The sequence below is a fragment of the Luteimonas sp. TWI382 genome, assembly GCF_039674545.1.
In the GTDB taxonomy this organism is placed as follows: Bacteria; Pseudomonadota; Gammaproteobacteria; order Xanthomonadales; family Xanthomonadaceae; genus Luteimonas.
In genome coordinates this window covers 224,286-249,491 of record NZ_JBDJNS010000002.1, presented here as the reverse complement: position 1 = coordinate 249,491, position 25,206 = coordinate 224,286, and the positions used below count along the sequence as shown (strand labels likewise).

Annotated in this window: 24 protein-coding genes; 10 read left to right on the top strand and 14 right to left on the bottom strand. The window is 70.0% G+C overall.

Annotation, left to right across the window (positions count from 1 at the left end):
• Positions 1 to 61: 61 nt before the first annotated feature.
• A complete protein-coding gene (ttcA, locus tag ABE505_RS02570) occupies positions 62 to 955 on the bottom strand; it encodes a tRNA 2-thiocytidine(32) synthetase TtcA (protein ID WP_346441849.1) in 894 nt (297 codons plus the stop codon).
• A gap of 213 nt (positions 956 to 1,168) precedes the next feature.
• Between ttcA and ABE505_RS02565 the strand changes: the two genes are divergently transcribed.
• Entirely contained in the window at positions 1,169 to 2,833 is a 1,665-nt protein-coding gene (locus ABE505_RS02565; protein ID WP_346441848.1) for an ATP-binding cassette domain-containing protein, read from the top strand.
• Positions 2,834 to 2,870: 37 nt separating this feature from the next.
• Here ABE505_RS02565 and ABE505_RS02560 read toward each other — a convergent pair whose 3' ends face one another.
• Positions 2,871 to 3,449, bottom strand: a complete 579-nt coding sequence (locus ABE505_RS02560) for a hypothetical protein (protein ID WP_346441847.1) — start codon at positions 3,447 to 3,449, stop codon at positions 2,871 to 2,873.
• Between the two features lie 146 nt (positions 3,450 to 3,595).
• On the opposite strand from ABE505_RS02560, the gene ABE505_RS02555 reads away from it, so the two are divergent.
• Positions 3,596 to 3,805 (top strand): YdcH family protein, encoded by a 210-nt coding sequence (locus ABE505_RS02555; RefSeq protein WP_346441846.1) that lies wholly within the window; start codon positions 3,596 to 3,598, stop codon positions 3,803 to 3,805.
• A 41-nt stretch (positions 3,806 to 3,846) separates the two neighbouring features.
• On the opposite strand, the gene ABE505_RS02550 is transcribed toward ABE505_RS02555, so the two are convergent.
• The gene (locus tag ABE505_RS02550) at positions 3,847 to 4,464 is read right to left on the bottom strand and encodes a helix-turn-helix domain-containing protein (RefSeq protein ID WP_346441845.1); all 618 of its coding nucleotides are present in this window, start codon (positions 4,462 to 4,464) and stop codon (positions 3,847 to 3,849) included.
• A gap of 181 nt (positions 4,465 to 4,645) precedes the next feature.
• On the bottom strand, positions 4,646 to 5,314 hold the full coding sequence (locus ABE505_RS02545) for an ECF-type sigma factor (RefSeq protein ID WP_346441844.1): 669 nt from the start codon (positions 5,312 to 5,314) through the stop codon (positions 4,646 to 4,648).
• 104 nt (positions 5,315 to 5,418) lie between these two features.
• Between ABE505_RS02545 and ABE505_RS02540 the strand changes: the two genes are divergently transcribed.
• On the top strand, positions 5,419 to 8,271 hold the full coding sequence (locus ABE505_RS02540) for a protein kinase (RefSeq protein ID WP_346441843.1): 2,853 nt from the start codon (positions 5,419 to 5,421) through the stop codon (positions 8,269 to 8,271).
• Here the strand turns inward: ABE505_RS02540 and plsB are convergent.
• The 4 genes from plsB to ABE505_RS02520 form a co-directional block, all read right to left on the bottom strand.
• On the bottom strand, positions 8,268 to 11,054 hold the full coding sequence (gene plsB, locus ABE505_RS02535; RefSeq protein ID WP_346441842.1) for a glycerol-3-phosphate 1-O-acyltransferase PlsB: 2,787 nt from the start codon (positions 11,052 to 11,054) through the stop codon (positions 8,268 to 8,270). The two genes, ABE505_RS02540 and plsB, sit on opposite strands and share 4 nt — an antisense overlap.
• A 29-nt stretch (positions 11,055 to 11,083) precedes the next feature.
• Positions 11,084 to 11,989 carry a hypothetical protein gene (locus ABE505_RS02530; protein ID WP_346441841.1) on the bottom strand — a complete coding sequence of 302 codons (906 nt, stop codon included), beginning with the start codon at positions 11,987 to 11,989 and terminating at the stop codon, positions 11,084 to 11,086.
• An 83-nt stretch (positions 11,990 to 12,072) separates the two neighbouring features.
• Positions 12,073 to 12,750: a hypothetical protein gene (locus ABE505_RS02525; RefSeq protein ID WP_346441840.1), complete on the bottom strand. Its 678-nt coding sequence runs from the start codon at positions 12,748 to 12,750 to the stop codon at positions 12,073 to 12,075.
• A 54-nt stretch (positions 12,751 to 12,804) separates the two neighbouring features.
• A complete protein-coding gene (locus tag ABE505_RS02520; protein ID WP_346441839.1) occupies positions 12,805 to 13,122 on the bottom strand; it encodes a hypothetical protein in 318 nt (105 codons plus the stop codon).
• A 229-nt stretch (positions 13,123 to 13,351) separates the two neighbouring features.
• Here ABE505_RS02520 and sctU point away from each other — a divergent pair, with 229 nt between their 5' ends.
• Positions 13,352 to 14,557 (top strand): type III secretion system export apparatus subunit SctU, encoded by a 1,206-nt coding sequence (gene sctU, locus ABE505_RS02515; protein ID WP_346441838.1) that lies wholly within the window; start codon positions 13,352 to 13,354, stop codon positions 14,555 to 14,557.
• Between the two features lie 27 nt (positions 14,558 to 14,584).
• On the opposite strand, the gene sctT is transcribed toward sctU, so the two are convergent.
• Genes sctT through ABE505_RS02485 form a run of 6 tightly spaced genes read right to left on the bottom strand, consistent with a single transcriptional unit; the run spans position 14,585 to position 19,379 of the window.
• Positions 14,585 to 15,370, bottom strand: coding sequence for a type III secretion system export apparatus subunit SctT (sctT, locus tag ABE505_RS02510; protein WP_346441837.1), 786 nt, complete (start codon positions 15,368 to 15,370; stop codon positions 14,585 to 14,587).
• Entirely contained in the window at positions 15,370 to 15,636 is a 267-nt protein-coding gene (gene sctS, locus ABE505_RS02505) for a type III secretion system export apparatus subunit SctS (protein ID WP_047136761.1), read from the bottom strand. Before sctS ends, sctT begins: the two co-directional genes overlap by 1 nt.
• Positions 15,636 to 16,625 carry an EscR/YscR/HrcR family type III secretion system export apparatus protein gene (locus ABE505_RS02500; RefSeq protein WP_346441836.1) on the bottom strand — a complete coding sequence of 330 codons (990 nt, stop codon included), beginning with the start codon at positions 16,623 to 16,625 and terminating at the stop codon, positions 15,636 to 15,638. The genes sctS and ABE505_RS02500 overlap by 1 nt, the downstream gene beginning before the upstream one ends.
• Before the next feature lie 3 nt (positions 16,626 to 16,628).
• Positions 16,629 to 17,681 carry a type III secretion system cytoplasmic ring protein SctQ gene (gene sctQ / locus ABE505_RS02495; protein WP_346441835.1) on the bottom strand — a complete coding sequence of 351 codons (1,053 nt, stop codon included), beginning with the start codon at positions 17,679 to 17,681 and terminating at the stop codon, positions 16,629 to 16,631.
• Positions 17,674 to 18,273 (bottom strand): response regulator, encoded by a 600-nt coding sequence (locus ABE505_RS02490; RefSeq protein ID WP_183425283.1) that lies wholly within the window; start codon positions 18,271 to 18,273, stop codon positions 17,674 to 17,676. The genes sctQ and ABE505_RS02490 overlap by 8 nt, the downstream gene beginning before the upstream one ends.
• 2 nt (positions 18,274 to 18,275) lie before the next feature.
• Positions 18,276 to 19,379 (bottom strand): ATP-binding protein, encoded by a 1,104-nt coding sequence (locus tag ABE505_RS02485; RefSeq protein ID WP_346441834.1) that lies wholly within the window; start codon positions 19,377 to 19,379, stop codon positions 18,276 to 18,278.
• A gap of 72 nt (positions 19,380 to 19,451) precedes the next feature.
• Between ABE505_RS02485 and ABE505_RS02480 the strand changes: the two genes are divergently transcribed.
• From ABE505_RS02480 to sctJ, 6 genes are all read left to right on the top strand, one after another.
• Entirely contained in the window at positions 19,452 to 19,895 is a 444-nt protein-coding gene (locus ABE505_RS02480; protein ID WP_346441833.1) for a flagellar biosynthetic protein FliO, read from the top strand.
• A 257-nt stretch (positions 19,896 to 20,152) separates the two neighbouring features.
• On the top strand, positions 20,153 to 22,210 hold the full coding sequence (gene sctV / locus ABE505_RS02475) for a type III secretion system export apparatus subunit SctV (protein ID WP_346441832.1): 2,058 nt from the start codon (positions 20,153 to 20,155) through the stop codon (positions 22,208 to 22,210).
• Positions 22,211 to 22,297: 87 nt separating this feature from the next.
• Positions 22,298 to 23,557 carry an FHA domain-containing protein gene (locus ABE505_RS02470; RefSeq protein ID WP_346441831.1) on the top strand — a complete coding sequence of 420 codons (1,260 nt, stop codon included), beginning with the start codon at positions 22,298 to 22,300 and terminating at the stop codon, positions 23,555 to 23,557.
• A gap of 66 nt (positions 23,558 to 23,623) precedes the next feature.
• Positions 23,624 to 23,959 carry a hypothetical protein gene (locus tag ABE505_RS02465; RefSeq protein WP_183425288.1) on the top strand — a complete coding sequence of 112 codons (336 nt, stop codon included), beginning with the start codon at positions 23,624 to 23,626 and terminating at the stop codon, positions 23,957 to 23,959.
• 33 nt (positions 23,960 to 23,992) lie between these two features.
• Entirely contained in the window at positions 23,993 to 24,412 is a 420-nt protein-coding gene (locus ABE505_RS02460; RefSeq protein ID WP_346441830.1) for a hypothetical protein, read from the top strand.
• A gap of 13 nt (positions 24,413 to 24,425) precedes the next feature.
• Positions 24,426 to 25,205, top strand: a complete 780-nt coding sequence (gene sctJ, locus ABE505_RS02455) for a type III secretion inner membrane ring lipoprotein SctJ (RefSeq protein WP_346441829.1) — start codon at positions 24,426 to 24,428, stop codon at positions 25,203 to 25,205.
• Position 25,206: the final 1 nt, after the last annotated feature.

Here is a 25,206-nt window from a genome sequence, read left to right as displayed (position 1 = left end):
GTGGCGCCGCCATCGCGTGCGCGGCCTGCTGCCACGTCACCGGACGCGGCGGCGTCGCGGCTCAGTCGCGAACGTCGTGCGGCGCGCCGGCCAGCCAGTCGTGCGCGTCGGGCAAGGCCGCGCTGCGGCTGCCCAGCGACAGGAAGTCGAACAGCTTCGGATCGCTGAGCTGCGAGGGGCGGATGTCGCCGAGCGCGCGCGCGATGGTTTCGATGCGCCCGGGGTGCGTCTTCTCCCACTGCGCCATCATCAGCCCGACCTGCTTGCGCTGCAGGTTCTCCTGCGAGCCGCACAGATTGCACGGGATGATCGGGAAGGCCTTGGCGTCGGCGTAGGCGACGATGTCGGCCTCGGCGACATAGGCCAGCGGGCGGATCACCACGTGCTTGCCATCGTCGCTGCGCAGCTTGGGCGGCATGCCGCTGAGCTTGGCGTGGAAGAACAGGTTGAGAAAGAACGTGGCCACCAGGTCGTCGCGGTGGTGGCCCAGCGCGATCTTGGTGAAGCCGTTGGCCTCGGCGTAGGTGTACAGCGCGCCGCGGCGCAGCCGCGAACACAGCGAGCACATCGTTTTGCCTTCGGGCACGACGCGCGAGACGACCGAATAGGTGTCCTGCTCGATGATGTGGAAATCCACGCCGAGCGTGCGCAGGTACTCGGGCAGGATGTGCTCGGGAAAACCGGGCTGCTTCTGGTCCAGGTTGACCGCGGTGATCGAAAACGACACCGGCGCCTTGGCCTGCAACTGCAGCAGGATGTCGAGCAGTGTGTAGCTGTCCTTGCCGCCCGACAGGCAGACCATCACCTTGTCGCCGTCCTCGATCATCCCGAAGTCGGCAATCGCGCGTCCCACCTGGTGGCGCAGGCGCTTGCCCAGTTTCTGGGTCTCGTGCGCCGCGCGGCGCGGGTCGAGCGTGCGGGGCAGGGGGTCTGGCAGGGGCAGGACGGTGCTCATCGCCCATAGTCTAACGGCGCCGGCCTGCGCGGCTGCGACCTGCGTTCAGCGCGCGTGCCGCGTGCTGCGGGCAGGCGCGCCTTATACTGCGGCCGACCGCCGGCGCCCGTCGCGCCGCCCTTGGGAGACCCGCAGACGTGAAGCACTGAGCCGACATCCGAGCCGCCGTCCTCCGCTCGAGGACGCCATTCGAGTCTGCGCACAGGTCACGTCATGTCCTCTGTTCCGTTCCCGGGCTTCGCCCCGGCCGGCGTCGTCCCGTCGGACGCCGCACCTTCCGATCCGCTGCATGCCCGCAACCTGACGGCGACGCTCGCCGATGGGCGGGTGCTCTACGCCGGTCTCGACCTGCGCCTGCCCGCCGGGCCGAGTGCGCTGGTCGGCGACAACGGCAGCGGCAAGTCGACCCTGCTGCGCCAGCTCGCCGGCGACCGATCCCCCGAGGGCGGCCGGGTGCACCGCACCGCGGACCTGGCCTGGCTGCCGCAGGTACCGGCGACATTGCCGGCGCGGGTGATCGACCTGCTCGGCGACGGTCCGCGCCTGGATGCGCTGCGCCGGCTGCTGGCCGGTGACGGCTGCGCCGAGGATGTGGTGCGCGTCGGCGAAGACTGGACGCTGGAGACGACCTGGCGCGAGCGCCTGGATGCCCTGGGACTGGAGGGCGTCGGCCTGGACGCGGATCCGGCGCGGCTGTCGGGCGGCGAGCGCCAGCAACTGCGCCTGCTGGCGATCGCGCATTCTCCCGCGCCGATCCTGTTGCTGGACGAGCCGAGCACCTTCCTCGACGCCGAGGCCTCGATGCATTGGCAGGACGTGTTCGCGCGTCGCAGCGGCGCGGTGCTCGTGGCGAGCCACGATGCGGCGTGGTTGCACGCGATGCCGCGGTTGTTCGAACTGCGTGCCGGCGCGCTGCATCGTGTCGACGGCGGTCTTGCTGCCTGGCGCGCCGTGCGCGCAGACCGCCTGCGCCAGGGCGAGGCGGCGTTGCAGCAGGCCCGGGTCGCGCGCACGCGGACCCAGCAGGCGGTCGCGCGCGAGCGCCAACGTCTGGAACAACGACAGGCCCGCGGCCGCCGCGCCGATCGCGACGCCAATCAGTCGCCGTTGCTGCTCGATCGCCTCGCCGACAATGCCGAGCGCGGCCAGGGCCGTCGGCGGGTGGCGCTCACCCAGCGGCTCGACGCCGGGGAGCAGGCGGTACGCGCGGCCTTCGACGCGCTCGATGCCCCCGCCGCGCCGCAGTTCGTGCAGGCGGCAGTGGCCTTGCCGCCGGGCCGGCAGGTGCTGGCCATCGCGCAGGCGCATCCGACCTGCGCCCATCCGGTCGCCGCACTCGACTGGCAGGCGAGCGGGCCGGTGCGGATCGGGCTGACCGGCCGCAACGGCAGCGGCAAGAGCACCCTGCTGCGTGCGCTGCTCGGCCAGGCCAGGCTCGCCAGCGGGTCTGCCCGGGCGCTGGTGCCGGCGCAGACGCTCGACCAGCACCTCGACGGCCTGCCGGGCGAGACCGGGGCGCTGGACTGGCTGCAGGCGGCGATGCCCGGGCAGGCGCGCGCGACGATCGCGACCCGGCTCGCGTTGCTGGGGCTGGGCCGCGACCACGTCGAACGGCCGATGCGCACGCTCTCGGGCGGCGAGCGGATGCGCGTGGCGATCGCCGCGGCGGCGTGGGTCACGCCGGCCGCACCGTTGTTGTTGCTCGACGAGCCGGCCAGTCACCTCGACCCGGGCAGCGTCGATGCGCTGGTCGCGCTGCTGCGCGCCTGGCCCGGTGCGCTGCTCGTGGTGTCCCACGATGCCGACCTGCTCGAGGCGATCGGGCTCGACATCGGCCTGCGGCTGGATGCGGACGGGCTGCGCCTGCACCCGGTGTGAGGCCGGCGCCCGGGTGTGAGGAGCGCCGGCCGCAGCGTCAGGGCACCCAGACCAGGTTGCGGGTGTTGGCGTCGGTGCTGATGTCGCGCACGCGACCGGACCCGTCGAACAGCACCTGGAACTCGGCGAAGCTGCTGAGCCAGTAGCGCCACAGCGGCGCCTCGAGGTCGGGGTTCTCGCTGCTGATCGGATAGCCGAGCGAGGTGATGACCTGCTCGCGGGTCATGCCCGGGGTGATCTTGGCGCGGCGCACCGCCTCCTGCACCTTGGCCGGCCAGCTCGCGATCTTCGCCGCCGGGTCTTCGGTCACGACGTAGCGGCGTGCGAAGGTGTCCAGATCGAGGTCGCGGCTGTAGTCGTTGCCGATCGACTGGCGTTGGCCGTCGATCCGGACGTTGACGCGGTAGCGGCCGTGGCCGGTGACGCTGGCCGGGGTGCCGGCCGGGATCACGCGCTTGCCGTTTTCGGCATAGTTGCTGTCGCTGATCCAACTGCCGTCGCTGCGCAGGTTGCAGCACAGGTAGCCGTCGTACTTGGACTGGGCGCTGGCGGAGGTGGCGCAGGCGGCGAGCAGCGCGGCGCAGGCGATCGACAGAGAGCTTGCTTGGATTCGCATCGTGTCTTTCCGAAAGCGGACGCGGCCGGAGGCGCCGCGGATCGACGATGGACGACGCGCCATCCCCCGACTGGCGCGATCGCATTCTTGCAGGGCCGGGCGCAGGCGCCAAGCGGGGCCGCGATCGCTCGGGTAAGCTCACGACCATGGCTTTCGAGCGTGCCGACGACTCCCCTGCCCAGCGTCTTGTCGCGTTGCGCGGCGAGCACCGCGAGCTCGATGCATTGATCGACCGGTTGCAGCACGATCGGCTGCACGACGAGGTCATGCTCAAGCGCCTGAAGAAGCGCAAGCTGGCGCTGCGCGATGCGGTCGCGCAGCTCGAATCGTCGCTGATCCCCGACGAACCGGCCTGACTCGCCCGTGCCGGCCGCAGGCGCCCGTCGGGCCGGGCGACTTACCAGATCAGCATGTAGCCCAGTCCGTGCACCGTGCGCAGCGGCAGGTCGGTCCCGGCGCGTCGACTGCACTTGCGCCGCAGTCGATGGACCAGCACTTCCAGGCGGTGCGGGTCGAAGGTGTCGATGTCATCGGCCAGGCAGTGGATCAACGTGGCGCGCGCCACCGGGTGTCCGGGGCATACGGCCAGGCGCGCCAGCAGGCGCTGTTCGGCGAGCGTGAGGTCGATGCTGTGGCCGTTGGGCGACACGAGGTGCCAGCCGTGCCCGTCGAGCCGCCAGGTGCCGGTGTCGCGGCCGGCGTCCGGTGGCGTGGACGATGCTGGATGCGCGGGACTGGTGTCGGCGTCGGCCGGCGTTCGAGGCGGCGTGTCCTGATCGGGCGCGTCGCGCTGTGCCGGGGTCTCGACCACGGCTTCGCCTGCGGGAAAAAGGTGGCGGATCGTCAGGATGGCGCCGTCGTCGAAATGCAGGCGCAGACCGTCGCCGACGCGCTCGAAGCGCCCGGCCGCGTCGGGACCGATCCGGGAGGCGACCACGCGCCACTGGGACGCGTCGTCGCCATGCACGGCCGGGGCGATGGGGGGCGGGACCTGCTGTAAGGGGGGAGTGGGCATGCCTGGCTGCTCGGAAAATCGGACATCGGTTGCGGGGCGTGCGCGGGCGGTGGACGGTCGAGCGGGGGCTCGGCCATCGATGCGCGGCGGTGCGGGCCGCGCGCGCGCAGCCTCTGTCCAGTTGATTCGCGAAAAGCCGCCGGAACAGGACAACCCGGTCGACGAACGCTGCGTTCAGCCGTTAGGTGCGATCGCCCGTCGGCTGCGATGGCCCGGGACGCGTGCCGACAGGACGGTCCAGTTGCGCCTGCAGGAACGCGCGCGCCTTGCGCCAGTCGCGTCGGACGGTGCGCACCGCAACGTCGAGCAGCGACGCGATCTCGGCTTCGTCCAGTCCGGCGAAGTAGCGCAGCTCGACGACCTGCGCCAGGCGCGGGTCGAGGGTCTCGAGCGCCTGCAGGGCGCTGTGGATGCTCAGCAGTTGATCGAGTTCGAGCGCGTCGCCAGGCACAGCGCGTGCTTCGGCGCTGGCGACGACCAGGATGTCCCGCCCCCGCTTGCTGGCAGTCGCCCGACGCGCCTGGTCGACCAGCACAAACCGCATCGCGCGCGCGAGCAGTGCGACGAGGTGCGCGCGCGAGTCGGCCGGGACATGCGCGCGTGCGAGCTTGATCCAGGTCTCGCTGATCAGCGAGGTCGGCGAGTGGCTGGCGATCGCCAGCCGGCGGATTTCCGACTTGGCGATCCGATGCAGATCGTCGTAGAGCAGACGGTAGATGGTGTCCCAGGCAGCGGCATCCCCATCGCCGGCCTCGGCAAGCAGGCGGGCGATGGCCGGATCGAGCGCATCGCCATCGCGCAGCGCGGTCGAATCCGACCGCGCCGGGGCGGGATGTACTGTCGCGTTCATGGGCCCGGTTGGTATCCAGTCCTGACTGCCGATCGCGGTCGATGCATGCTAGTGCATCCCCACCGATCCGGTGCGCACGCAGGAGAGTTGCCATCGACACGCCGTTGTCTTCCGAGCCTGCGGTCCAGCGACGGGCGCTGGAGCTGTTCGATGCCTACGTGCGCCTGCCGGGCTGGTGGCGAGCGCGGAAGCTGGCCCGTCTGGCCCAGTCCGATCCTGCGTTGCACGCGGCGCTGTCGGCACTGCTCGCGGCCGATCATCGGGGGCGCTCGATCGCACGCGCCCCGTTCCCGGCGATTTCGGGACTGCTGGAGACGCAGGCGGCACATCCCGACACCGATCCGCATCTGGGGACCCGGATCGGCGCCTGGGAGATCACCGGCGTTCTGGGACGCGGCGGCATGGGCACGGTCTACCGGGCCCGCCGCTGGGACGCACAGCTGCGGCAGGTCGCCGCGCTCAAATGCATCCGCGACGACCTCGTTTCTCCGCGCCTGGTCGAGGCCTTCCTCGCCGAACGCAATGTCCTCGCCGAGCTCACGCATCCCGATATCGTGCCGTTGCTCGACGGCGGCGTCGACGATGCCGGACGACCCTGGTACGCCATGCAACTGATCGACGGCGTCGCAATCGACCAGTGGTGCGACGCGCGGGCGCTGTCGATCCGCGATCGCGTCGCGTTGTTCGTCGAGGCCTGCGGCCAGGTCGCCTACGCCCACGCGCGCGGCGTCGTGCATCAGGACATCAAGCCGTCCAACCTGCTCGTGACCCCCCAGGGCCGCCCGCGGCTGCTGGATTTCGGCCTCTCGATGCTGATGTCCTCCGACGCGCTCGCGCCGGCGCAGCGGCTGGCGATGACGAGCGGTTACACCGCCCCCGAGGCGCTGGCGAGCGGGGCGCGGGACATGCGCGTGGACGTCTACGCGCTGGGCGTGCTGCTGTGCCGGCTGCTGTGCGGCGACGGCCCCTGCGCTGCGCCTCTGGCGTCGGCGCAGCCGCGTGCGCCGTCTTCGCTGGTGGCTGCACTCGATACCTCTGCTGTCCGCGTGCGTGGCGCCGGGTCGGCATCCGCGCTGGCGCGACAGTTGCGCGGCCCGCTGGACGCGATCGTATTGCAGGCCGTCGCCGTCGATCCCGAGCGCCGCTTTGCGAGTGTCGAGGCCTTGACCGACGCGCTCACGGCCTGGTCGCGGCGCGGCCGGCCGGCACCGAGGTCCCGCGCGCGCAGAGCGCTGGTGCTCGCAGGCGCGGCGACGGCGGTCGCGCTTCTCGGTCTGCTTGGTGGGCATGTGTGGCAGGGCAGCCGGGAGGCGGTGATCGCCAGTCAGGCCGACCGTTTCTTCGAATCCATGCTGGGCATGGCCGCGATCTCGGAGTTGGGCGACCTGCCGCCGACCCGGTCGGCGCTGCTGGTTTCGCTCGAGCAGGGCCTCCGCCGGCAGGCCGTCGGCTCCGATGCGGACGGCATGCGAGCCAGGGGCCTGTCGGTGCTCGCGCGCAGTTGGGCCGTCGCCGGCGACTATGCGCGGGCCGAGGCGCTGGCGCGCGAGGCCGGAGAGGTGATCGATCCGCGCGATCCCCTGGCCGCGGCTTTCAACCTGGCCACGTTGGCGCAACTCCAGAGTCTGCAGGCCCGACATGCCGATGCCGAGGCGACGGTCGCCGCAGGCCTGGCGCGGTTGCCCGTCCGGCTGACCGAGCAGCACCGGCTCGCCCACTTGCGGCTCCTCGCGCAGCGCGCGGTGGCCGAATCGGGACAAGGCCGTTCGCAGGACGCCTTTGCAACGCTGGACACGGCGATCGCCGAGGCGCGTTCGCTGCCCGCGGCGGTCGCCGACAACATCACCGCGCAACTGCTGACCCAGCGCGGGATCTGGCTGCGCTGGCGCATGCGCATGGAGGAGTCGGAGGCCGATCTGCTGCGCGCGATCGCCTTGACCGACGACGCGGCGCCGATCCTGGCCGACGATGCCCGCGAATCGTTGATCCGTACCGTGCGGGCGTCGCGCAAGCCCGGGCGCGAGCAACGCGCGCTCGCACTGGCGAACCAGTTGATCGCGCGGCGTCGCGCGAGCCTGGGCGAGCGGCATCCGCAGACCGGAATGGCCCTGGCCGAGCTGGCCTTCATCCAGATCCTCAACGCCGATCTGGCCGGCGCGGGCGAGACCGCGGCTCTCGCCGAGCGCATTCTGTCCGAAGCGCTCGGCGCCGAGCATCCGGCGGTCGCGCGCGCCTACATGGCCCAGGCGCATCTGGCTGCCTACGCGCGCGACATGGACCGAGCGTTCGAACGGACCGGACGGGCACTGCGCATTTACGAGCGGCACTACGGCCCGGATCAGGAGTTCACGCTCGAGGCGCGTTTTCTGAGGGCGAGCAATCTGTGGGCACGGGCCGGAAACGCTGCCGATGATCCGGACCTGATCCGTGCGCGCGACACGCTCGGGGCGGCGATCGCGAGCAGTGTCGCGGCGCACGGCGAAGTCTCGGCGCATCATCGGGGGGGCTACGCGATGCTGCTCGCGACCACCGGTCGCAAGGATGAGGCGGCGCAGCAACTGGCGCTGGGCAAGCGCGACGCCGCACGTCAGTTCGGGACCGACAGCCAGGACGCGATGATGGTCCGGTTGGCCGAGTGCGGATTTCTCGTCCGTTATGGCGAGAACGACGCTGAAACCCTCGACGCGTTGAACGTGCTGGAGCGCGATGCGGCCCAGACCGGGACGATGTTCGCCGATGGCATCGCGCACAGTGCGCTATTGATGCAGACGCGCTGGCTGACCGAGCGGCAGCGCCACACCGAGGCGCTGGACGCCGCGCAGCGCACCCGCGCGATCGCGGTCAAGCTGGACAAGCCGGCATTGATTGCCGACGCCGATGCCAAGATCGACGCCCTGCGTGCCGCCATCGGCAGCGACGCCGCGCCCGTCGACCGGGCATCGGCGCAGGTGCGTTAATCGGCCGTGTTGGCCGCCTCGTTCGATGCCGGCTCGGCGCGCACTGCTTCCGGACTGACCTTCTCGATCGAATGCCGCAGCTCGCGGCCGAGGATCACTTTCGCATCCTTGGCCAGGGCGGTCAGCCGCTCGTCGAACACCAGCTTGCTGTTGCCGTCGAGCCGGACCAGACCCAGTTCGCGCAGCTTCTGGATGAAGCCGCGGAACAGCGACTTGTCGAAAAACTCCGGCGCAGCCGGTGCATACAGCAGCGACAGGCGCTGCGCGGCCAGCTGGCACAGGCCCTCGAGTTCGCCGGCGCCAAGCGTGCCCGGGCCGTTCTTGGCCAGCACCGAGATCGCGATGTAGTAGCGCTCGAAGGCCTGCTGCAGCGGGTGGCTGAGCGCACGCAGCCGGAAGACCTCGTCGCTCTGTCCGGCATTGCGGCCGTAGACCGGATCGCCGTCATGGTCGTCGGCGAGCGGTTCGAGCAGCCCCTCGCGCACGAAGGTGGCCAGCGTGCGCGCGATGCGGTCGGCGAAGGCGTCCTCGGTCCAGGGCAGGAACAGTTCGGCCTGCAGGAACGGATACATCGTGCGGCCCAGCCGCAGCAGCGTGTGCCGGCTCATGCGGCGGTTGTGCAGGAAGCAGCAGGCGATCCACGCTGAGGCGGTGTACAGATGCAGCACGTTGTTGCGGAAGTAGGTCAGCAGCACCGCCTGCTCGTCGTCGCCGACCCGCAGGACATCGCCCAGCGGGTGGGCGACGCGTTCGAGCACGCCGATCTCTTCGCCGTGGGCGACGATCTCCGCCGGCGTGTGCGGGGTCAGCGTGACGCGGTCGGAGTACGGCACGTCGGCGAGCAACTGCTTGGACAACGCGATCTGCGCCAGCAGGTCGGCCTCGCCCATCGCGTGCTTGGGCGTGGACAGCAGCGCGAGCGAGAGCAGGTTGATCGGATTGACGTCGGCTGCGCGGTTGATGTTGACGTGGATGCGCTGGGCCAGCACGTCGATGGTGTTGGCCAGCCACGTCGGCTTGGCGTCCTCGGGCACGGCGCGGCCGTCCCAGTCGGGTGCCAGTTCGGCCAGCACCGCGTTGAGGTGGATCGGCTCGCCGAAGTTCACCACCACTTGGCCGTAGTTGCTGCGCAGCACCTGCGGGATGCCCCACAGCAGCCGCCAGATCGATTCCTTCTTCTTGGCCTTGCCCGACAGCTCGTCGAGATAGCTGCTGCCCTCCATCAGCTTTTCGTAGCCGATGTACACCGGCTGGAACAGCACCGGCTTGCGCGGCTCGCGCAGGTAGGCGCGCAGGGTCATCGCCAGCGCGCCGCCCTTGGGCGGCAGCAGCCGGCCGGTCCGCGAGCGGCCGCCCTCGATGAAATACTCGATCGAGTAGCCGCCGCCGACCAACTGCGCCATGTACTCGGAGAACACCGCCGAATACAGCGCATTGCCGCGGAAGCTGCGCCGGGCGAAGAACGCGCCGCCCTTGCGCAGCAGTGTGCCGATCACCGGCAGGTTGAGATTGACGCCGGCGAAGATGTGCGGCGGCACGATGCCGCGGCCGTAGAGCAGGTACGACAGCAGCAGGTAGTCCATGTGGCTGCGGTGGCTGGGCACGTAGACGATCTCGTGCCCGGGCGCGGCCTCCTTGAAGCGGTCCAGGTGGTGGACCAGCACGCCGCGGAAGATCCGGTTCCACACCGTGGTCAGCAGGAAGCTGGCCGAGCGCACCAGCGGATGCGAGTAGTCGGCAGCGATTTCGTAGGCGTAGGCGTGGGCTTTCTTCCACGCGTCCTCCGGCCGGCTGTTGTCGCGCCGCGCCTGGTCGGCGATCGCGTCCTTGACCGACGGCGACGCCAGGACCTTGTCGACCAGCAGCCGACGAGTCGACAGGTCGGGGCCGATGATGGCCTCGCGCATGCGGTTGAAATGCGTGCGCAGCACGCGCGAGAGCTTGCGCACCGTACGTTCGGCGCCCAGGTCCTCGTCGAGCAGCGGCCGCACCGCGACCGGCTCGGCGAAGCGCACCAGCGTGTCGCGGCCATTGAGCAGGATCGACAGCAGGCGCCGGAAGCGGCCGACGATCGTCCAGTTCTCCGAGAACAGCACCGAGAACCAGCCGTTGGCCTTGTCGGGCGAGCGACCGACGAAGATCGAGACGGGCACCACCTGCACATCGAGGGTGGGATCGAGTCGGTGCGCCTCGAGCAGGCGCGACAGCGATTCGGAATGTGTCGACTTGGACGGCGGCTTGCCGGCCGCCAGCGCCAGTGCACTGCCGGCGTTGCGCCGCGACAGCGCGACATAGGCGCGCTTGCGCCCCAGCGGGTCGCCGGGCAGCGGCTGCAGCGGCGACGGCAGGCCGGCGTCGCGGCAGGCGCGTTCGAGGATCAACGCGTTCGACAGGCCGTAGTCCTCGAGCACGTAGCAGACCGGACGATGGTCGACCAGCGTCTCGGGGGCCTGCGGTTCGACCTTCAGCCCGATCCAGGGGCGCAGGAGCCGGTCGAGCAGGCCGGCCCACCACGGCCGGCGCGCGGTCCGGCGCGGCGCGGCCGGATGGCGCGCCACGAGGGGCGTACGCGCGTCCGAGGCCGGGATCGCATCGGCAGCCTGCGCCGGGTCCGCAGCGGTCGCCTGGGCGGCCGCGTGCGCGGCGCGCGCGTGTGCGTCGGCCGGCGCAGGCGCGGCATCCGGCGGCTGGGCCGCAGGCGTCCGGTCGGTGTCGTCGCCGTCGCGCCGGGCGCGCGGGTCGTCGGGAAAGGGGAAGGTCGGTTGGTCGGGCATCGGCGGCATTATGCCCAAGCGGCCCCGTGCGGCGGACGTCAGGGGGCCGGCGGGGGGGCGGCCGCGGCGCGGGCGTGGCGCAGGAAGTCGGCCACGTACCAGCGTCCGTCCACACGCTCGACGCCGATCTCGGCATCGATCGAACGGCCATGGAGCAGGTAGCGCAGCCGCACCCGCGCCTGGTCGCCGGTCTGCGAGGCCAGCGTCGGCTCGACGCTGTCGAAGCTCGCATCCAGATCCAGGCCGTAGGCGCGCAATTGCTGCTTGCCGGCCTCGAACACCGGCGACAGGCGGCGCAGCCCGGCCGCCATGCCGGCCCGGCCGAGCGCGGCGTCGCTGTCGAGCGCAGTGCGCCGCACCGCAGTGGTGAGCGCTTCGACGGTCTGCTGGGCGAGGGCGCGGTCGGCCAGCGGCGCCTGGGCCGCCCACTCACCGGTGGCTGCGACCAGTTGCGTGTAATGCCGGCGTTCGTCGTCGCTGAATCCCGGCGACTGGGTCAGGTACTGGGTCGCGAACACAGCCAAAGCCCGCGCCGTCGAGCGCAGCTCGCCTTCGGCGCCGGCGAACTGCCGATCGAAGGTCGCCAGCAGCGCACGCTCGGCGTCCGGCGCGTGCAGCGCGGCCAGCGCTGCGGGAATCTGGCCCGACAGCGGCAACTCCGACAGCGGCCACCGGGTGCGGTCCTCGCGCCAGGCCTGCTCGAGCGCCGGCGCCAGATCGGCCGGCAGCGCATCGCGGGCGAACGCGGCCAGATCCCCGTCGCGCAGGTGTCCGGTCAGGCGCGTGACCGCCTCGACCGGTGTCTCGCCGCCGGTCGGCGCTGGTGCGGTGTCGGGCGCGGGCCGGTCGCAGCCGCCCAGCCACAGCAGCAGCGGCAACAGGGCCGTGCACCCACGATGCGGGCGCCGGCGGGGCCGGCGGCGGGTCGGCGCGTGCGCATGCATCCGGCGATTCTCCTCGGCCCCCTCAGGCCGGCCATCCTGCAATGGCCGGGTCGCTCACGACAAGTCAGACGTCCTGACCGCGCTCACAGATCGTGCGTGACCCAGCCGCGTGGGGTGTCGGCCGCCGCGGCATCGAGCGCGGCCTGGGCGATCTCGTCGGGCGTGCGTCCGGCGCGCCAGGCCGCGGCGATCGCGGCCAGCCGCTCGCGCGTGGCGCGGGTGTAGGCGCCTTCCAGTTCGTTCTGGGCATCGGCGGCGAGCTTCTGCGGATACAGCGTGCGCGCATCCTCGCTGCGGTTGAGCAGCGCGATCATCCCGGCCAGGCTCTTGCGGAAAGTCTGCGCCGACAGCGCGGTGCGTTGGGTCCGCTGCAGGTGCCAGACCGTCAGGTACTCCACCGGCCCGAGCAGGCGGCGCGGGGTGCCGCCGAAGAACTGTCCGGAGAACGCGCTGGCCGCGACCGGGCCGCTGGCATCGGGCAGGCGGGTCGCGCCCCACGAACTCAGCGCGCCGCCCGGCAGGTCCATGCGGCGCAGAGCCGTTCCGAAAGTGTCGGCAACCAGGCGCTGCGCGTGGCTGTCGTCGCTTTCGGCAACCACCTCCAGCAGGCGCAGGAACAGCGGATAGCGGTCCTCGCCCAGGCGCCGTGCCAGGCGCTTGAGCACGGTCAGCCGGTACTCGGGATCGGGATGCGTGGCGAGCGCCGAGACCAGGCGGTCGGCGGCAGTACGCAGGGATTGCGCGGAGGGCACGGCGTTCATCGGATTGCAGCCAGCAAGGACGACGGCACTCTAGCGCGTCGTGCGCGCGCTGCCCTAGCCGAGCGCGTCGAGGATCGCGTCGGTCCCGTGGTCGGCGGCGGCGGCCAGGTCCATGCCGGCAAGACGGCCTTCGAGCGCGCGATCGCCGGCGAACAGCCGCGATCCGGCCGGGACGTCGTTCCAGGCGACGGCATTGAGCATGTCCTCGCCCGGATCGGCCTGCGGACCGCGGGCTGCGAGCGCGCTGTCGGCCTCGACCAGACCGACCAGGCCGCTGCCATCGGGCTGGCGCAGGTCGTCGAACGCGACCTGGCTGCCCAGCCGTTCGAGGCTGGCGGCGGTGAAGCCGGTGTTGGAGGAGATACCGCTCATACCGTGTCCGCTCGGGTCCGTGGAGGCCGCTCATGGCGACGATGGCGCGACTGTAACGCCGGTGCCACATGCGGGCTATCTCGGGCTGGCCCTAGGGGGGTGCCCGATGGCCGACGGCCGGCGGCTTCAACATGAATGCACGATGGCCGGCGCCCCGTTTGCGCCTGGCCCGCGCACTGCGCGCTGCATGCTAGCCTCAGACCCCCGTGATGCGCCGGTGCAGGCCCGCATGGCAGAGCAGAACGAAGGCGCCGACAAAACCGAAAAACCGACCAGCAAGAAGCTCAAGGACGCCCGCAAGGAAGGCAATGTCAGCAAGAGCCGGGAACTGACCAGCACCGTGCTGGTGATGGGCTGGCTGGTCGGCGGTTGGCTGTTGATGGGCTTCATGTTCCGGCGCGTGCGCGGCCTGTTCGAGCAGGCGCTGGAGGTCATGAACCAGCCGTTCGACATCGCGCTGCGCACCGTCGTGCCGCTGGCCGCGCAGGCCTTCGTGTCGATGACCCTGCCGCTGCTGCTGATGGCGGTGCTGCTGGGCCTGCTGGTGGAGTTCCTGCAGGTCGGGCCGGTGGCCTCGATGAAGAAGGTCACGCCGGACCTGGCCAAGATGAACCCGGTCAGCGGCATCAAGAAGATGTTCTCGATGGACAATCTCGTCGAGCTGGTCAAGTCGCTGTTCAAGAGCGCGGCGCTGATCGCCATCGGCGGCTTCGTGCTGTGGGGCATGATCCCCAACCTGCTGCACCTGCCGTTCGCGCAGCCGGCCGCGATCGGCAGCGCGATCTGGCACGCGCTCAAGTGGATCGGCATCTGGACGATCTTCGTGTTCTTCTTCGTCTCCGCGCTCGATGCCTCGTACCAGAAGTACTCCTACATCAAGAAGCTGCGCATGAGCCGGCGCGACATCAAGCAGGAGGTCAAGGAGAACGAAGGCGACCCCTACGTCAAACAGCGGCGCAAGCAGTTGCACCAGGAGTGGTCGCAGCAGAACATGCTCAATGCCGTCCGCGGATCGAGCGTCGTCGTGACCAATCCCACCCATATCGCCGTCGCCCTGCAATACGAGCAGGGCACCGACGACCTGCCGCTGGTCGTGGCCAAGGGCGAGGGCCACATGGCCGAGGAGATCCGGCGGGTGGCCGAGGAGTCGGGGGTGCCGATCCTGCAGAACGTGCCGCTGGCACGCGGCCTCAATGCGCGCGTGGAGATCGACGACTACATCGGCAACGAGTTCTTCGAGGCGGTCGCCCAGGTGCTGTACTGGGCCGAGGGCATGCGCTCGGGCGAGTCGCGCCCCGAGCCGCCGGAGTTCGTGCCGCCCGAGGACATGCGCGAGGAGATCGGCCTTGTCGACGCATCCGCACCGGCGCCGCCGCTGGCAGACGATCCCTCGGTCGCCGAGCGATTCGAGGATCCGCGCGATCCGATGCGCTAGTGGGCATCCGTCGCCGGTTCGCCCCGTCTATCCCCCGAACGCGCTCTTCAAGGCGTTCACCAGGCCGCTGTTGTCGACCAGTCGGCGCATCACGATCTCGACGAACACGCCAAGCATCAGCAGGATGATCGCCGTCGCCAGCCAGGCCTTGATCGGCATCGTCAGCGCGAACACGTTGAGCTGCGGCGCATAGCGGTTGACCAGGCCGAACGACAGGTCGATGACCAGCAGGATCACCATCGCCGGGGCGGCGAGCAGCAGCATCGCCGTCATCAGGTAACTGAACTGCCCGACGAACAAGGCCATGCCGCTGAGCCGGATGTCGGGAAAGAAACTCATGACCGGCCACACGGTGTAGCTGGTCATCAGCAGGTCGAGGAACACCAGGAATGCGCCGCTGGCCATGAACAGCCACGACGAGAGCTGCGACAGGAACTCGCCGTGCAGCGAGGTCTGGTGGCCCTGGATCGGATCGAAGATCTGCGCCATCGACATGCCCACCTGGGTGTCGATGATCGTGCCGGCCGAACTGATCGCCCAGAACACGATGCCGTAGCAGAAGCCGATCGAGATGCCGATGAAGGTTTCCTTGAGCACGATCGCCGACCAGTGCGCGGTGCCCGCGGCCTCGATCGGCGGCGCACCGGCCAGCGCGATCGGGATCGCCACGATCGCCAGGCTGACCATGAAGCTGTTGCGCACCATCGCCGGCACCGTTTCGGTGGTCAGCAGCGGCAGCATCAAAAACGCCCCGGCCACGCGCGGCAGCGTCAGCGCGAGCGCCAGCAGCGGGTTCTGCGCAAAGTCGAACATCAGCGCCGGACGAGGCCGGGGAAGTCGAGGAAAATGCGGTCGGCGAACACGTACAGCGTGCCGCCGATCAGCGATCCGGTCACGAACAGCATGATGACCACGGTCAGAAACTTCAGCGCGTAGGGGAACGTCTGCTCCTGCAGCTGCGTGGCCGCCTGCAGGAACGCGACCACCAGGCCGATCAGCGCCGCGGCCGCGACCGGCGGTCCCGACAGCAGCAGCACCAGCCACAGTGCTTCCTTGGTGAACTCCAGGACGTCGCCCATCAGGTCGTTCCGTAAGTGAGCACGAGGCCGTGCACGAGCTTGGCCCAGCCGTCGATCAGCACGAACAGCAGCAGCTTGAACGGCAGCGACACGGTCGTGGGCGAGAGCATCATCATGCCCAGCGCGAGCAGGATGTTGGCCACCACCAGGTCGATGATCAAAAACGGCAGGAAGATCAGGAAGCCGATCTGGAACGCGGCGGTGAGTTCGCTGACGGTGAAGGCCGGCACGACGACGATGAAGTCGTCCGGGGTCAGGTCGCCGCGGCGCTCGGCCGGCAGCATGCGCTGCACGCTACGCAGGAAGAACGCGCGCTCGGCATCGCTCGAATGCTGGATCAGGAACGTGCGCAGCGGCTCCTTGCCGGCGTCGATCATCGTCAGCAGCCGGTTGGTGTCGAACGCACCGCTCGCCGCCGGTGCCGCGCTCGGCGTGGCCGGCTGGGTGATCTCTTCGGCCAATGCCGGCAATGCCGGCTCGCGCGCCTCGGGCGGGTCGTTGCTCGAGCCGCCACGCACGGCGCTGAACATCGGATCGGGCGCCGGGCCGGTCTCGCCGCGGGCCTGGGCTTCGGCGGCCAGGCCGTCGGCCGCGGCCGGGCTGGTCGCCGTTGCTTCAGCCTGCGGCGGGGCGGTCGTTGCCGCGGGCCGGACCTCGATCGCGCGACCCTCGCGTATGGCCTGCTGCTGGGCGCGCGCCTCGATCTGGCGCTGCACCGAGACCGGTGGCGGACGGCCTTCGAGCCGCGCCTCGACGGCGGCGTTGACGTCGAGGATCACCGGGTACATCACATAGATCGACAGCACGATCGCCAGGCCGTTGATGACCACGTTCGGCGGCACCTGCTGCAGCCCGAGCGCGTTGCGCAGCAGGCTCAGCACCACCACGATCTTGGTGAAGGAGGTCACCATCACCGCCACGAACGGCGCCAGCGCCAGGCTGACCACCGTCACCAGGACGAGGGCGGGCGAGAACGTGCTGAAGTCCATGCCTCAGCTCCAGGACAGCAGGCGCACGCCGAGCGTGTCGCCGACCGCGACCAGTTCCCCTTGGCCGGCGATACGGCCGTTGGCGCGGATCGTCACGTTCGCGCCTTCCAGGTGCGCGGGCAGGGCGAACACGTAGCCCGGCTGCAGGCCGGCGACGTCCCCCAGCCGCAGCTCGACCTTGCCCAGTTCGAACGCCACCTCCACCGGCAGGCGGCTGGCCGGGTCCTCGACGGGCGCGGGCGCCTCGGCGGCGGGCGTGTCGGGGGCGTCGGGGGCGTCGGTGTCACTCATCGGGGCACTCTCCTGGAATCGGGGTTGGGGGCTCGGGGGGCCATCGATCCGCCAGCCTTCGGCGCCGTGCCGGATCGGCCAGCGCATGCCGACCGCATCGGCATGCAGCGTCGGCTGGCGGGTCGACCCGACGATCACCACGTCGCCAGGACGCAGGTCGCGCAGATCGGCGGCGGTCAGTGGCGGGCCAGCCAGCGCCAGCGACACGACGGCCGGCAGCTGGCGCCAGTGGCCGGTATCGGCGGCTGCGGCATCGATCGCCGCGTCGCGGCCGAGCGCGGCCGTGAGCCAGTCGATGCTCGCGCGCAGGCTCCCGGTCAGCGACGCACCATCGTCGGCGCGCAGTTCGAAGTCGACCCAGACCACATCGACGGCCGGTGCCGGCGGCGGGTCGGGCAGCGGCAGCAATGAGGTGCCCAGCGCCTCGCTCAGACGCACCAGCGCGGTTTCGTGCGCCAGGCTCCAGGCGAGCACGCGTGCGCGCCCCTGGTGGTCCTGCCAGCGCAGCGCATCGTCGTCGTCGGCCGCAGGCATTGTGCTCAGGCGCAGGCCCACCCGGCTGCCGTCGGCATCGAGCTCGAACACGCTCGCCGGATCACCCGGGCGGCCTTCGCGCAGGACCAGCGTGCCGGCGGTCGACGGCCACTGCCGGCGCCGGCGGTGCAGCGCGCGCAGTGCCTGCGCCTGGGCCGTGGTCAGCTGGGGAATGCGCTCGCGCAGCGAGGTCGCGTTGCGGGAGCGCGCCGATGCGCCCGAGTCAGCCATGTCCAAGCGCCACCTTCATCAGTTCGGGCAACGAGCGTACGCCCAGTTTGCTCATCATGTTCGCGCGATGCAGTTCCACGGTCTTGATGCTGATGCCCAGGATGTCGGCGATGATCTTGTTCGGCTTGCTGGCCACCACCAGGTCGAGCACCTGGCGCTCGCGCGGGCTCAGTTTCGCCAGGGCCTCGCCCTGGGGTGCCCCCGCCTGGCGGCGTTCGCGGCGCAGCGCATGACCGATCGCCTCGACCAGCGCCTCGTCGCTGAAGGGCTTTTCGAGGAAGTTCGATGCGCCCTTGCGCATCGCCTCGACCGCCAGCGGCACGTCGCCGTGCGCGGTCACGAAGATCAGCGGCAGCGAGGAACCGCGCCGCAGCAGTTCGTCCTGCAACTGCAGGCCGCTCATCTCGGGCATGCGGATGTCCGACACCAGGCACTCGTCGTCGCCGTGGCGGGTACTGTCGAACACGGTCAGAAAGGCGGCAGCGGAGGCGAATGCCCGCACCTCGAAGTTCGCCGTCTCCAGCAGCCAGGCCGTGGAGTCGCGGAAGCCATCGTTGTCGTCGACCAGATAGACGCAAGGCGTGCCGGGCATCGCTAGATCCTCCTGTCGGGCGTGGGCAGCGTGAAACCGAACACGCTGCCGCCGCCATCCCTGGCCTCGAAGAATAGCCGCCCTTCGTGGTATTCGATGATCGACCGGCAGATCGCCAGGCCAATGCCCAGGCCATCGGACTTGGTGGTGTAGAACGGCGAGAACAGTTGCTCGCTCTGTGCCGGGCTCAGGCCCGGACCGCGGTCGCAGACCCGGACCTCGATCTCGTCGTCCAGATTGACCCGGGCCTCGATCCGCAGGCCGCGCTGCGCGGCGGGCACCTCGCGCATGGCCTCGATCGCGTTCTTGACCAGGTTCAGCAGCACCTGCTCGATCATCACCCGGTCGGCGTAGACCGGCGGCAGCGAGGCCGGCAGCGCCAGTTCCACGCGCAACTGCTGGCGCTCGGCCTCCAGCCGCAGCAGCTCGAGCACGGTATCGACGATCAGCGGCAGCTCCTGGGCGTCGCGGCGCGGCTCGCGAGCGCGGACGAACTCACGCACACGTGCGATCACCGCGCTCGCATGCTCGGCCTGGGTCCGCGCGGCCTGCAATGCGCGCTCGACCTGGACCGGGCCGCCGGCCTGGCCGACCAGCCGCAGGCTGCCGTTGAGGTAATTCACGATCGCCGCCAGCGGCTGGTTGAGTTCGTGTGCGAGCGTGGCGGCCATCTCGCCGACCGACATCATCCTGGAGGTGAAGAGCAGCTTTTCCTGCTGCGACTTGTGCGAATCCAGCGTTTCGATGCGTTCGCTGATGTCGACGGCAGTCAATAACGACAGTGCCTGGTCGCCGCAGTCGAGATCGCGCCAGTGCAGCGCATACCAGCGGCCGCTGTGCGGCGCGCGTACTTCCTCGCCGCGCGCCTCGCCGGTCAGGTCGCCATACAGGCTGGCGAGCAGCGCATCGCGCTGGCCGTGGCCGGGCAGCGCGCCCAGGTCGGCCGAGAAGCGCGGATTGGCGGCCACCAGCGCGCCGCTGCGCCGGTCGAAGGCGGCGCAGGCGAACGGTACGGCCGCCAGCACGGCGGCCAGTGCTTCGGATTGCGCACCGCGCCCGGTCGATTGGGAGCGGGAGGCGCGCGCCGGGCCAGCTGCCCGTGTCATGCGGCGGCGGCAGTCCGCACGGCGCTGATACCGTAGGCCGGCACCGCTCCGGTGCGCACTCGCCCAGATGCCATGACCCGTGCCGCCTGCCCGTCCCGTTTCTCTGCATTGTGCCGGGCATCCGGCTTGCTGGCCGTCGCTTGGTTGCCGGGATGGGCGGCAGCTGCGCCAGCGGCGCCCGCGGCACCGGCCAGCGATTCATTCGTCGGCGAAATGCTGGCCATCGTGTTGCCTTTGGTCTTCATCATCGCTGGCCTGTTGTTGCTGCTGCGGCTGCTGCGCCGCCGCTATGGATTGTCGGGAGGGGACACGCCGTTGACGGTGGTGCAGATCCTGCCGGTCGGCCCCCGGGAACGGCTGGTGGTGGTCCGGTCGCGCGCCGGCCGGGCATTTGCCATCGGTGTCGGCGGTCAATCCGTGACGTTCGTCACCGATCTGGACGCCGATGACCTGGCACCAGCCAACGAGGCGACAACGCGTACGGACGCGCGCTTCAATATCGCTGGCGATCGTTAAGCCTGCGTGACGCCAGGCGTCACCCGGTCCGCCGGGCCCGCCGCGACCTTCACATTGCTTGCGCCCGGCCTTGCGACACGCTTGCAACATCCGGTTGACCACTTCCTAACATCGGTAGGGTATCGTACAAGGGCAAAAAGTGACGCACGAGGTCAGGGGCAGATGCGCCGAATGAAGTCCAGCTTGCGCGGAGTGCGGAATTGCGCGGTGCCCGCGTCGCGGCGCGTGCCCGCGATCCAATGCCAGGGAGTGGCGGCATGAAGGCCCTGTTCGCCACCCTGACCGGCGCACCGGCCGGCGCCGCGCCCCGCGGCAAGTTCGGCTACAGCGACGTCATCCTGGCGTTCGCGGCGGTCACCATCATCAGCGTGATGATCCTGCCGCTGCCGCTGGTGATCATCGACATGCTGGTGGCGGTGAACATCTCGATCGGCTTCGGCCTGTTGCTGCTGGGCATCTACATCCCGACGCCGGTCGCGTTCTCCAGCTTCCCCAGCGTGCTGCTGCTGACCACCCTGTTCCGGCTGGCGATCTCGATCGCGATCACCCGGTCGATCCTGCTGCACGCCGAAGGCGGCCACATCGTCGAGACATTCGGCACGCTGGTCGCCGGCGGCAATCTGGTCGTGGGCATGGTGGTGTTCTTGATCATCACCGTCGTGCAGTTCATCGTCATCGCCAAGGGCGCCGAGCGCGTGGCCGAAGTCGCGGCGCGCTTCACGCTGGACGCGATGCCCGGCAAGCAGCTGTCGATCGACTCCGATCTGCGCGCCGGCCTGATCGACAAGGACGAGGCGCGCCGCAAGCGTCGCCTGCTCGAGACCGAGAGCCAGCTGCACGGCTCGCTCGATGGCGCGATGAAGTTCGTCAAGGGCGATGCGATCGCCGGCATCGTCATCATCCTGATCAACCTGCTCGGCGGCCTGGCCATCGGTGTACTGCAGAAGGGCATGCCGCTGGCCGAGGCCACGCATGTCTACAGCATCCTGACGATCGGCGACGGCCTGGTCTCGCAGATCCCGGCGATTCTCGCCACAATCGCCGCCGGCCTCGTCGTCACCCGCACCACTGGCGAGATCGACGATCGCCACTTGGGCGACGCGATCACCCGCCAGGTGTCCGGACAGCCGCGCGTGCTGCTGATCACCGGCATCCTGGCCTTGCTGATGACGCTGGTGCCTGGATTCCCGTGGGGCGTCTTCCTGGTGCTGGGCGTCGGCCTGCTGACCTTGAGCGCCTGGCGCTATCGGCATCAGTTCGAGCTGTTGCGCCGCGCGTTCCGGGTCAGCGAGGACGAGGTCGTCGCCGAAGCGCAGCAGGCAACCGAGCGTGACGATCTCGCGCCGCCCGCGCCCCTGCAACTGCAGGTCTCGACTGCGCTCGCGCAGGCACTGGGTGGGCACAATCTCGAGGTGCGCATCGCCGAGACCGCGCAGCGCTTGCGCGAAGAATACGGCGTGCCGGTGCCGGTGCCCTCGATGCGCATCGTGCCGACTCTGGCCGACGACGAGTACCGCTTGACCGCATTCGGCGCGCGGATCGCGACCGGGCGTCTGCGCACCGACGCCTGGCTGCAGCCGCAGCCGGCGAGCGCTGCCGGCGCGGCGAAACAGCCCGGTTTCTATCCGGCGATCGTCGCCGGCGAGTGGACACAGGCGCAGGCCGACGGCGCCCAGGCGCCGATCGACGTGCTCGGCCACCATGCCGATGCGGCGATCCGCCGGCGCATGGGGGGGTTTCTGGGCATCCAGGAAACATCGAACCTGTTCGCGCGCATGCAGCGCGACTATCCCGATCTGGTCAAGGAAATGCTGCGTGTGGTCGCGCCGCAGCGTGTGGCCGATGTGCTGCGGCGGCTGTCGGAAGAAGGCGTGCCGATCCGCAACCTGCGCGATGCCTTCGAGGCGATCACCGATGTCGGGGGTCGCGAAAAAGATGTGGTGCTGTTGACCGAATACGTGCGCGTCGCGCTCAAACGCGAAATCGCCGACCGCTATTCAGACGACGAGCGCACGCTGCATGTACTGTTGATCCATCCCGAACTGGAAGACAAGCTGCGGCAATCGGTCCGCGTGGCGGGTGGTGCCAGCCAGCTTGCGATCTCTCCGGAACTGGCCGGTCGGCTCGGCAACGAGGTGCGTGCGCACCTGGGCCGGCAAGCGCCCGGCGTCAGACCGGTGCTGTTGTGTTCGCTGGACGTGCGCAGGCATCTGCGCAAGCTCATGGAGGTCGATTTCTTCGACCTGCCGGTGCTCTCGTACCAGGAACTGGCGCCGGACCTGCGCATCGTGCAGGCGGGGCAGATCAATGCGTGACCATGTCGTATCAAACCGGGGCGCATGCCGCCGGGCCGCACGGATGTTCGCGGTGCCGCGCGCAGCGTACGCCAAGCGAGGACAGTCATGACGCAACGCAACGACAATCCGGCGCGGCCCGTGCATCAGGTGCTGCGCATCGTCGACGGCCTGCATGCCGGCGCAAGCCGCGTGCTCGGTGCCGAGGAAATGATACTGGTGGGCAGTGGCGAGGATTGCGACATCGTCCTCGCAGACGACGGCGTGGCCAGCCACCATGCGCTGGTGACGCTGGTCGGCGGCCGCTTCCTGGTCCGCGCGCTCGACGCGCCGGTCCAGGTCGGCGCCACCCAGGTCGAGCCCGGCGATCCGGTTGAACTGGCCACGGTGCAGCCCGTGCGGCTGGGCGAGGCCGCAATCGCGTTCGGCCGCGAGGACGACCCGGACTGGGACGGCTTTGTGACCGTCTTCGCGCCGCCCGACGAGGTCGCGCCGCGGCGCTCGGGCTTCGTTCGCCGTCTGCCGCTGATCGCCGGCATCGCCGCACTGTCGCTCGCTTCGCTGGCGATCTTCGCCGCAGTGCTGCCGGGTTCGCAGACCACGGTCGATCCGCGCGATCGGCTCGACGCACTGCTCCAGGAGCATCGTGTGATGAATCCGGGGATCTCCGATGGCGTCGATGGGCGGCCGTCGGTGACCGGCGCGGTCGACAGCGCGGCGACGCTCGAGCGGCTGCGCGCGCAACTCCAGGCTGAAGGCATCGCAGCTTCGCTGCAACTGCGCACTGGCGAGAACATCGCCGCCGACGTGGCCGAGATGTTCCGCGGGCACGGCATCCCGGTGAAGGCCCGCTACACCGGCAATGGCGATGTCGAAGTGGTCGGCGAGTTCGAGGACGGCGCCGAGATCGAGCGCCTGGCCCGCTCGCGGGCGGTCAGCGAAATCTCCGGCGTGGCCCGGATCCTGCCGCGGACGCCCGATGGCCAGGTGCCGCGCACCGCGCTGCAAGGGCAGGCGCCCGAGGAGCCCCCGCCGCACATCGTCTCGATCGTGCGCGGCGAGGACCCGCACTTGATCGCGTCCGATGGCCGGCGCTTCGTGCCCGGCGACGAACTGCCCGGCAAGGGGCGATTGATCTCCATCGGTGCGTCTGCCCACGTGCTCAACGCGCGCGGCGACCTGGTCAAGATCACCCCCGGCCCGGTGGCCACGCTCGACGACACCGCGACCGCATCGGCGCCGGCTGCCGAGCAGGTCGACCCGCGATTCGTGCAGGTCGTCGCCGGCGTCACCGCCGGTAGCCGCGGCGTGGTCGCGAGTACCCGCAACGGCGCGACCCAGGGCCGCCCGGCCGCCACCACCCAGTAACCCCCAGGCGCGCGTGCGCCGCGTTCGTTCCCTAAGCCCCCTTTTGCAGACGACAGGAGCCACGACATGACCACCATCTCCAACGACGCGATCGGCAACTTCATCGGTCGCGCATCGATGCACAACGATCAGAACACCCTGCGCGGCACCCGCACCGGCGGCGCTGGCGGCGGTAGCTCGAGCTGGTACGAGGCGATGTCGCGCGCATGGGGGCAGACCCTCGACGCACAGGCCACGCGCATCACCAACCTGTCGGACGTGATCGGCCAGGGCGGCGACCAACCGTCGAACGTCGTCGCACTCACCGCCGAGAGCCTGCGCATGCAGTTCCTGTCCAACAACGCCTCGACCTCGCAGAACAGCGTCGGCCAGGCCCTCGAGACGCTGGGTCGCAAGCAGTAAGCGACACGCGCCCATAGCTCTAAGGAGATCATCATGGTGGACGCAATCCAGGCCGTCGGCATCGAGCCCGCGGCACAGGGGGCAGGCGCACCGGGCGGTGGACAGCCGGTCGCCGATGCCTATGAAGTCAACCAGTTCGCCGAGGCGATGAACCGCGCCGGCGGCAGTCCCTCGGCCGCCAATGCAACGCCCGACGTCGCCAGCGTCGGCGCGTCCGAGCCATCGCAGGGCATGCGGATGCTGATGTCGGCGGTCGACAACCTCAATGGCGGTGCCGAAAGCATCAACTCGCTGGCCAAGACCATGACCCAGAACACCGGGGAGCTGACGCCTGGCCAGGTCATCGAGATGACGATGAAGTCGCACCACTTCCTGTTCCAGTGCGAAATGACATCGAACGTCGCCAACCGCACGTCCGACGGCATCCAGCAGCTGTTCCGCCAGCAGTCCTGACGAGGTGACCTGGATGCGTCTTTCCAACCGTAATCGATGGTCGGGCTGGCTGCTGGTGTTGCTGGCGTGCCTGGTGCTCGCCGGCTGCGGCGGCAGCCCGTTGTACAGCGCGCTCGAGGAGCGACAGGCCAACGAGATGATGGGCGCGTTGATCGGCTCGGGCATCCAGGCCAAGAAGAAGCCGTCGGCGACCAAGGTCGGTTGGGACGTCGTCGTGGCCGAAAGCGACATCCCGCAGGCGATGGCGGTGCTGGAAGCCCGGGGCCTGCCACGGCAGCACTATCAGAACCTCGGCGACATCTTCAAAAAGGAAGGCTTCGCCTCATCGGCCACCGATGAGCGCGGCCGCTACATCCACGGCCTGCAGCAGGAGATCTCGCACACCTTGAGCATGCTGCCGGGCGTGGCCAACGCGCGCGTGCACATCGCGCTGCCCGAGCGCGATCCGCTGGGCGGGTCGACCGGCAAGACCTCGGCGGCGGTGTGGATCTTCGAACAGCCCGGCGCCAGCGTCCGCGACCGCGAGGCCGACATCAAGATCGTGGTCAAGGACGGCGTCGAAGGCCTGACCGACATCAACCAGGTCTCGGTCAAGTTCGTGGCGATGCCGGCACCGCCGGAGGCCGGGCAGAGCGGCGGCACCGCGATGGCGCTGTCGGCGGTGAGCCCGCTGGCGATCGGCATCGCGGCGGCCGTGGTCGTGGTCATCGCGCTGCTGCTCGCGTTCGGCGGCCGCCTGCGCGGGCGTAGCGCCGCGCCTGCCGAGCCGGCACCGAAGCGCTGGCAGGGCTGAC

Excerpts from the sequence above, each read along its gene's own strand:
- ttcA (WP_346441849.1), bottom strand. The coding sequence starts at position 955 with ATGAGCACCGTCCTGCCCCTGCCAGACCCCCTGCCCCGCACGCTCGAC.
- ABE505_RS02565 (WP_346441848.1), top strand. The coding sequence starts at position 1,169 with ATGTCCTCTGTTCCGTTCCCGGGCTTCGCCCCGGCCGGCGTCGTCCCG.
- ABE505_RS02560 (WP_346441847.1), bottom strand. The coding sequence starts at position 3,449 with ATGCGAATCCAAGCAAGCTCTCTGTCGATCGCCTGCGCCGCGCTGCTC.
- ABE505_RS02555 (WP_346441846.1), top strand. The coding sequence starts at position 3,596 with ATGGCTTTCGAGCGTGCCGACGACTCCCCTGCCCAGCGTCTTGTCGCG.
- ABE505_RS02550 (WP_346441845.1), bottom strand. The coding sequence starts at position 4,464 with ATGCCCACTCCCCCCTTACAGCAGGTCCCGCCCCCCATCGCCCCGGCC.
- ABE505_RS02545 (WP_346441844.1), bottom strand. The coding sequence starts at position 5,314 with ATGAACGCGACAGTACATCCCGCCCCGGCGCGGTCGGATTCGACCGCG.
- plsB (WP_346441842.1), bottom strand. The coding sequence starts at position 11,054 with ATGCCGCCGATGCCCGACCAACCGACCTTCCCCTTTCCCGACGACCCG.
- ABE505_RS02530 (WP_346441841.1), bottom strand. The coding sequence starts at position 11,989 with ATGCATGCGCACGCGCCGACCCGCCGCCGGCCCCGCCGGCGCCCGCAT.
- ABE505_RS02525 (WP_346441840.1), bottom strand. The coding sequence starts at position 12,750 with ATGAACGCCGTGCCCTCCGCGCAATCCCTGCGTACTGCCGCCGACCGC.
- ABE505_RS02520 (WP_346441839.1), bottom strand. The coding sequence starts at position 13,122 with ATGAGCGGTATCTCCTCCAACACCGGCTTCACCGCCGCCAGCCTCGAA.
- sctU (WP_346441838.1), top strand. The coding sequence starts at position 13,352 with ATGGCAGAGCAGAACGAAGGCGCCGACAAAACCGAAAAACCGACCAGC.
- sctT (WP_346441837.1), bottom strand. The coding sequence starts at position 15,370 with ATGTTCGACTTTGCGCAGAACCCGCTGCTGGCGCTCGCGCTGACGCTG.
- sctS (WP_047136761.1), bottom strand. The coding sequence starts at position 15,636 with ATGGGCGACGTCCTGGAGTTCACCAAGGAAGCACTGTGGCTGGTGCTG.
- ABE505_RS02500 (WP_346441836.1), bottom strand. The coding sequence starts at position 16,625 with ATGGACTTCAGCACGTTCTCGCCCGCCCTCGTCCTGGTGACGGTGGTC.
- sctQ (WP_346441835.1), bottom strand. The coding sequence starts at position 17,681 with ATGGCTGACTCGGGCGCATCGGCGCGCTCCCGCAACGCGACCTCGCTG.
- ABE505_RS02490 (WP_183425283.1), bottom strand. The coding sequence starts at position 18,273 with ATGCCCGGCACGCCTTGCGTCTATCTGGTCGACGACAACGATGGCTTC.
- ABE505_RS02485 (WP_346441834.1), bottom strand. The coding sequence starts at position 19,379 with ATGACACGGGCAGCTGGCCCGGCGCGCGCCTCCCGCTCCCAATCGACC.
- ABE505_RS02480 (WP_346441833.1), top strand. The coding sequence starts at position 19,452 with ATGACCCGTGCCGCCTGCCCGTCCCGTTTCTCTGCATTGTGCCGGGCA.
- sctV (WP_346441832.1), top strand. The coding sequence starts at position 20,153 with ATGAAGGCCCTGTTCGCCACCCTGACCGGCGCACCGGCCGGCGCCGCG.
- ABE505_RS02470 (WP_346441831.1), top strand. The coding sequence starts at position 22,298 with ATGACGCAACGCAACGACAATCCGGCGCGGCCCGTGCATCAGGTGCTG.
- ABE505_RS02465 (WP_183425288.1), top strand. The coding sequence starts at position 23,624 with ATGACCACCATCTCCAACGACGCGATCGGCAACTTCATCGGTCGCGCA.
- ABE505_RS02460 (WP_346441830.1), top strand. The coding sequence starts at position 23,993 with ATGGTGGACGCAATCCAGGCCGTCGGCATCGAGCCCGCGGCACAGGGG.
- sctJ (WP_346441829.1), top strand. The coding sequence starts at position 24,426 with ATGCGTCTTTCCAACCGTAATCGATGGTCGGGCTGGCTGCTGGTGTTG.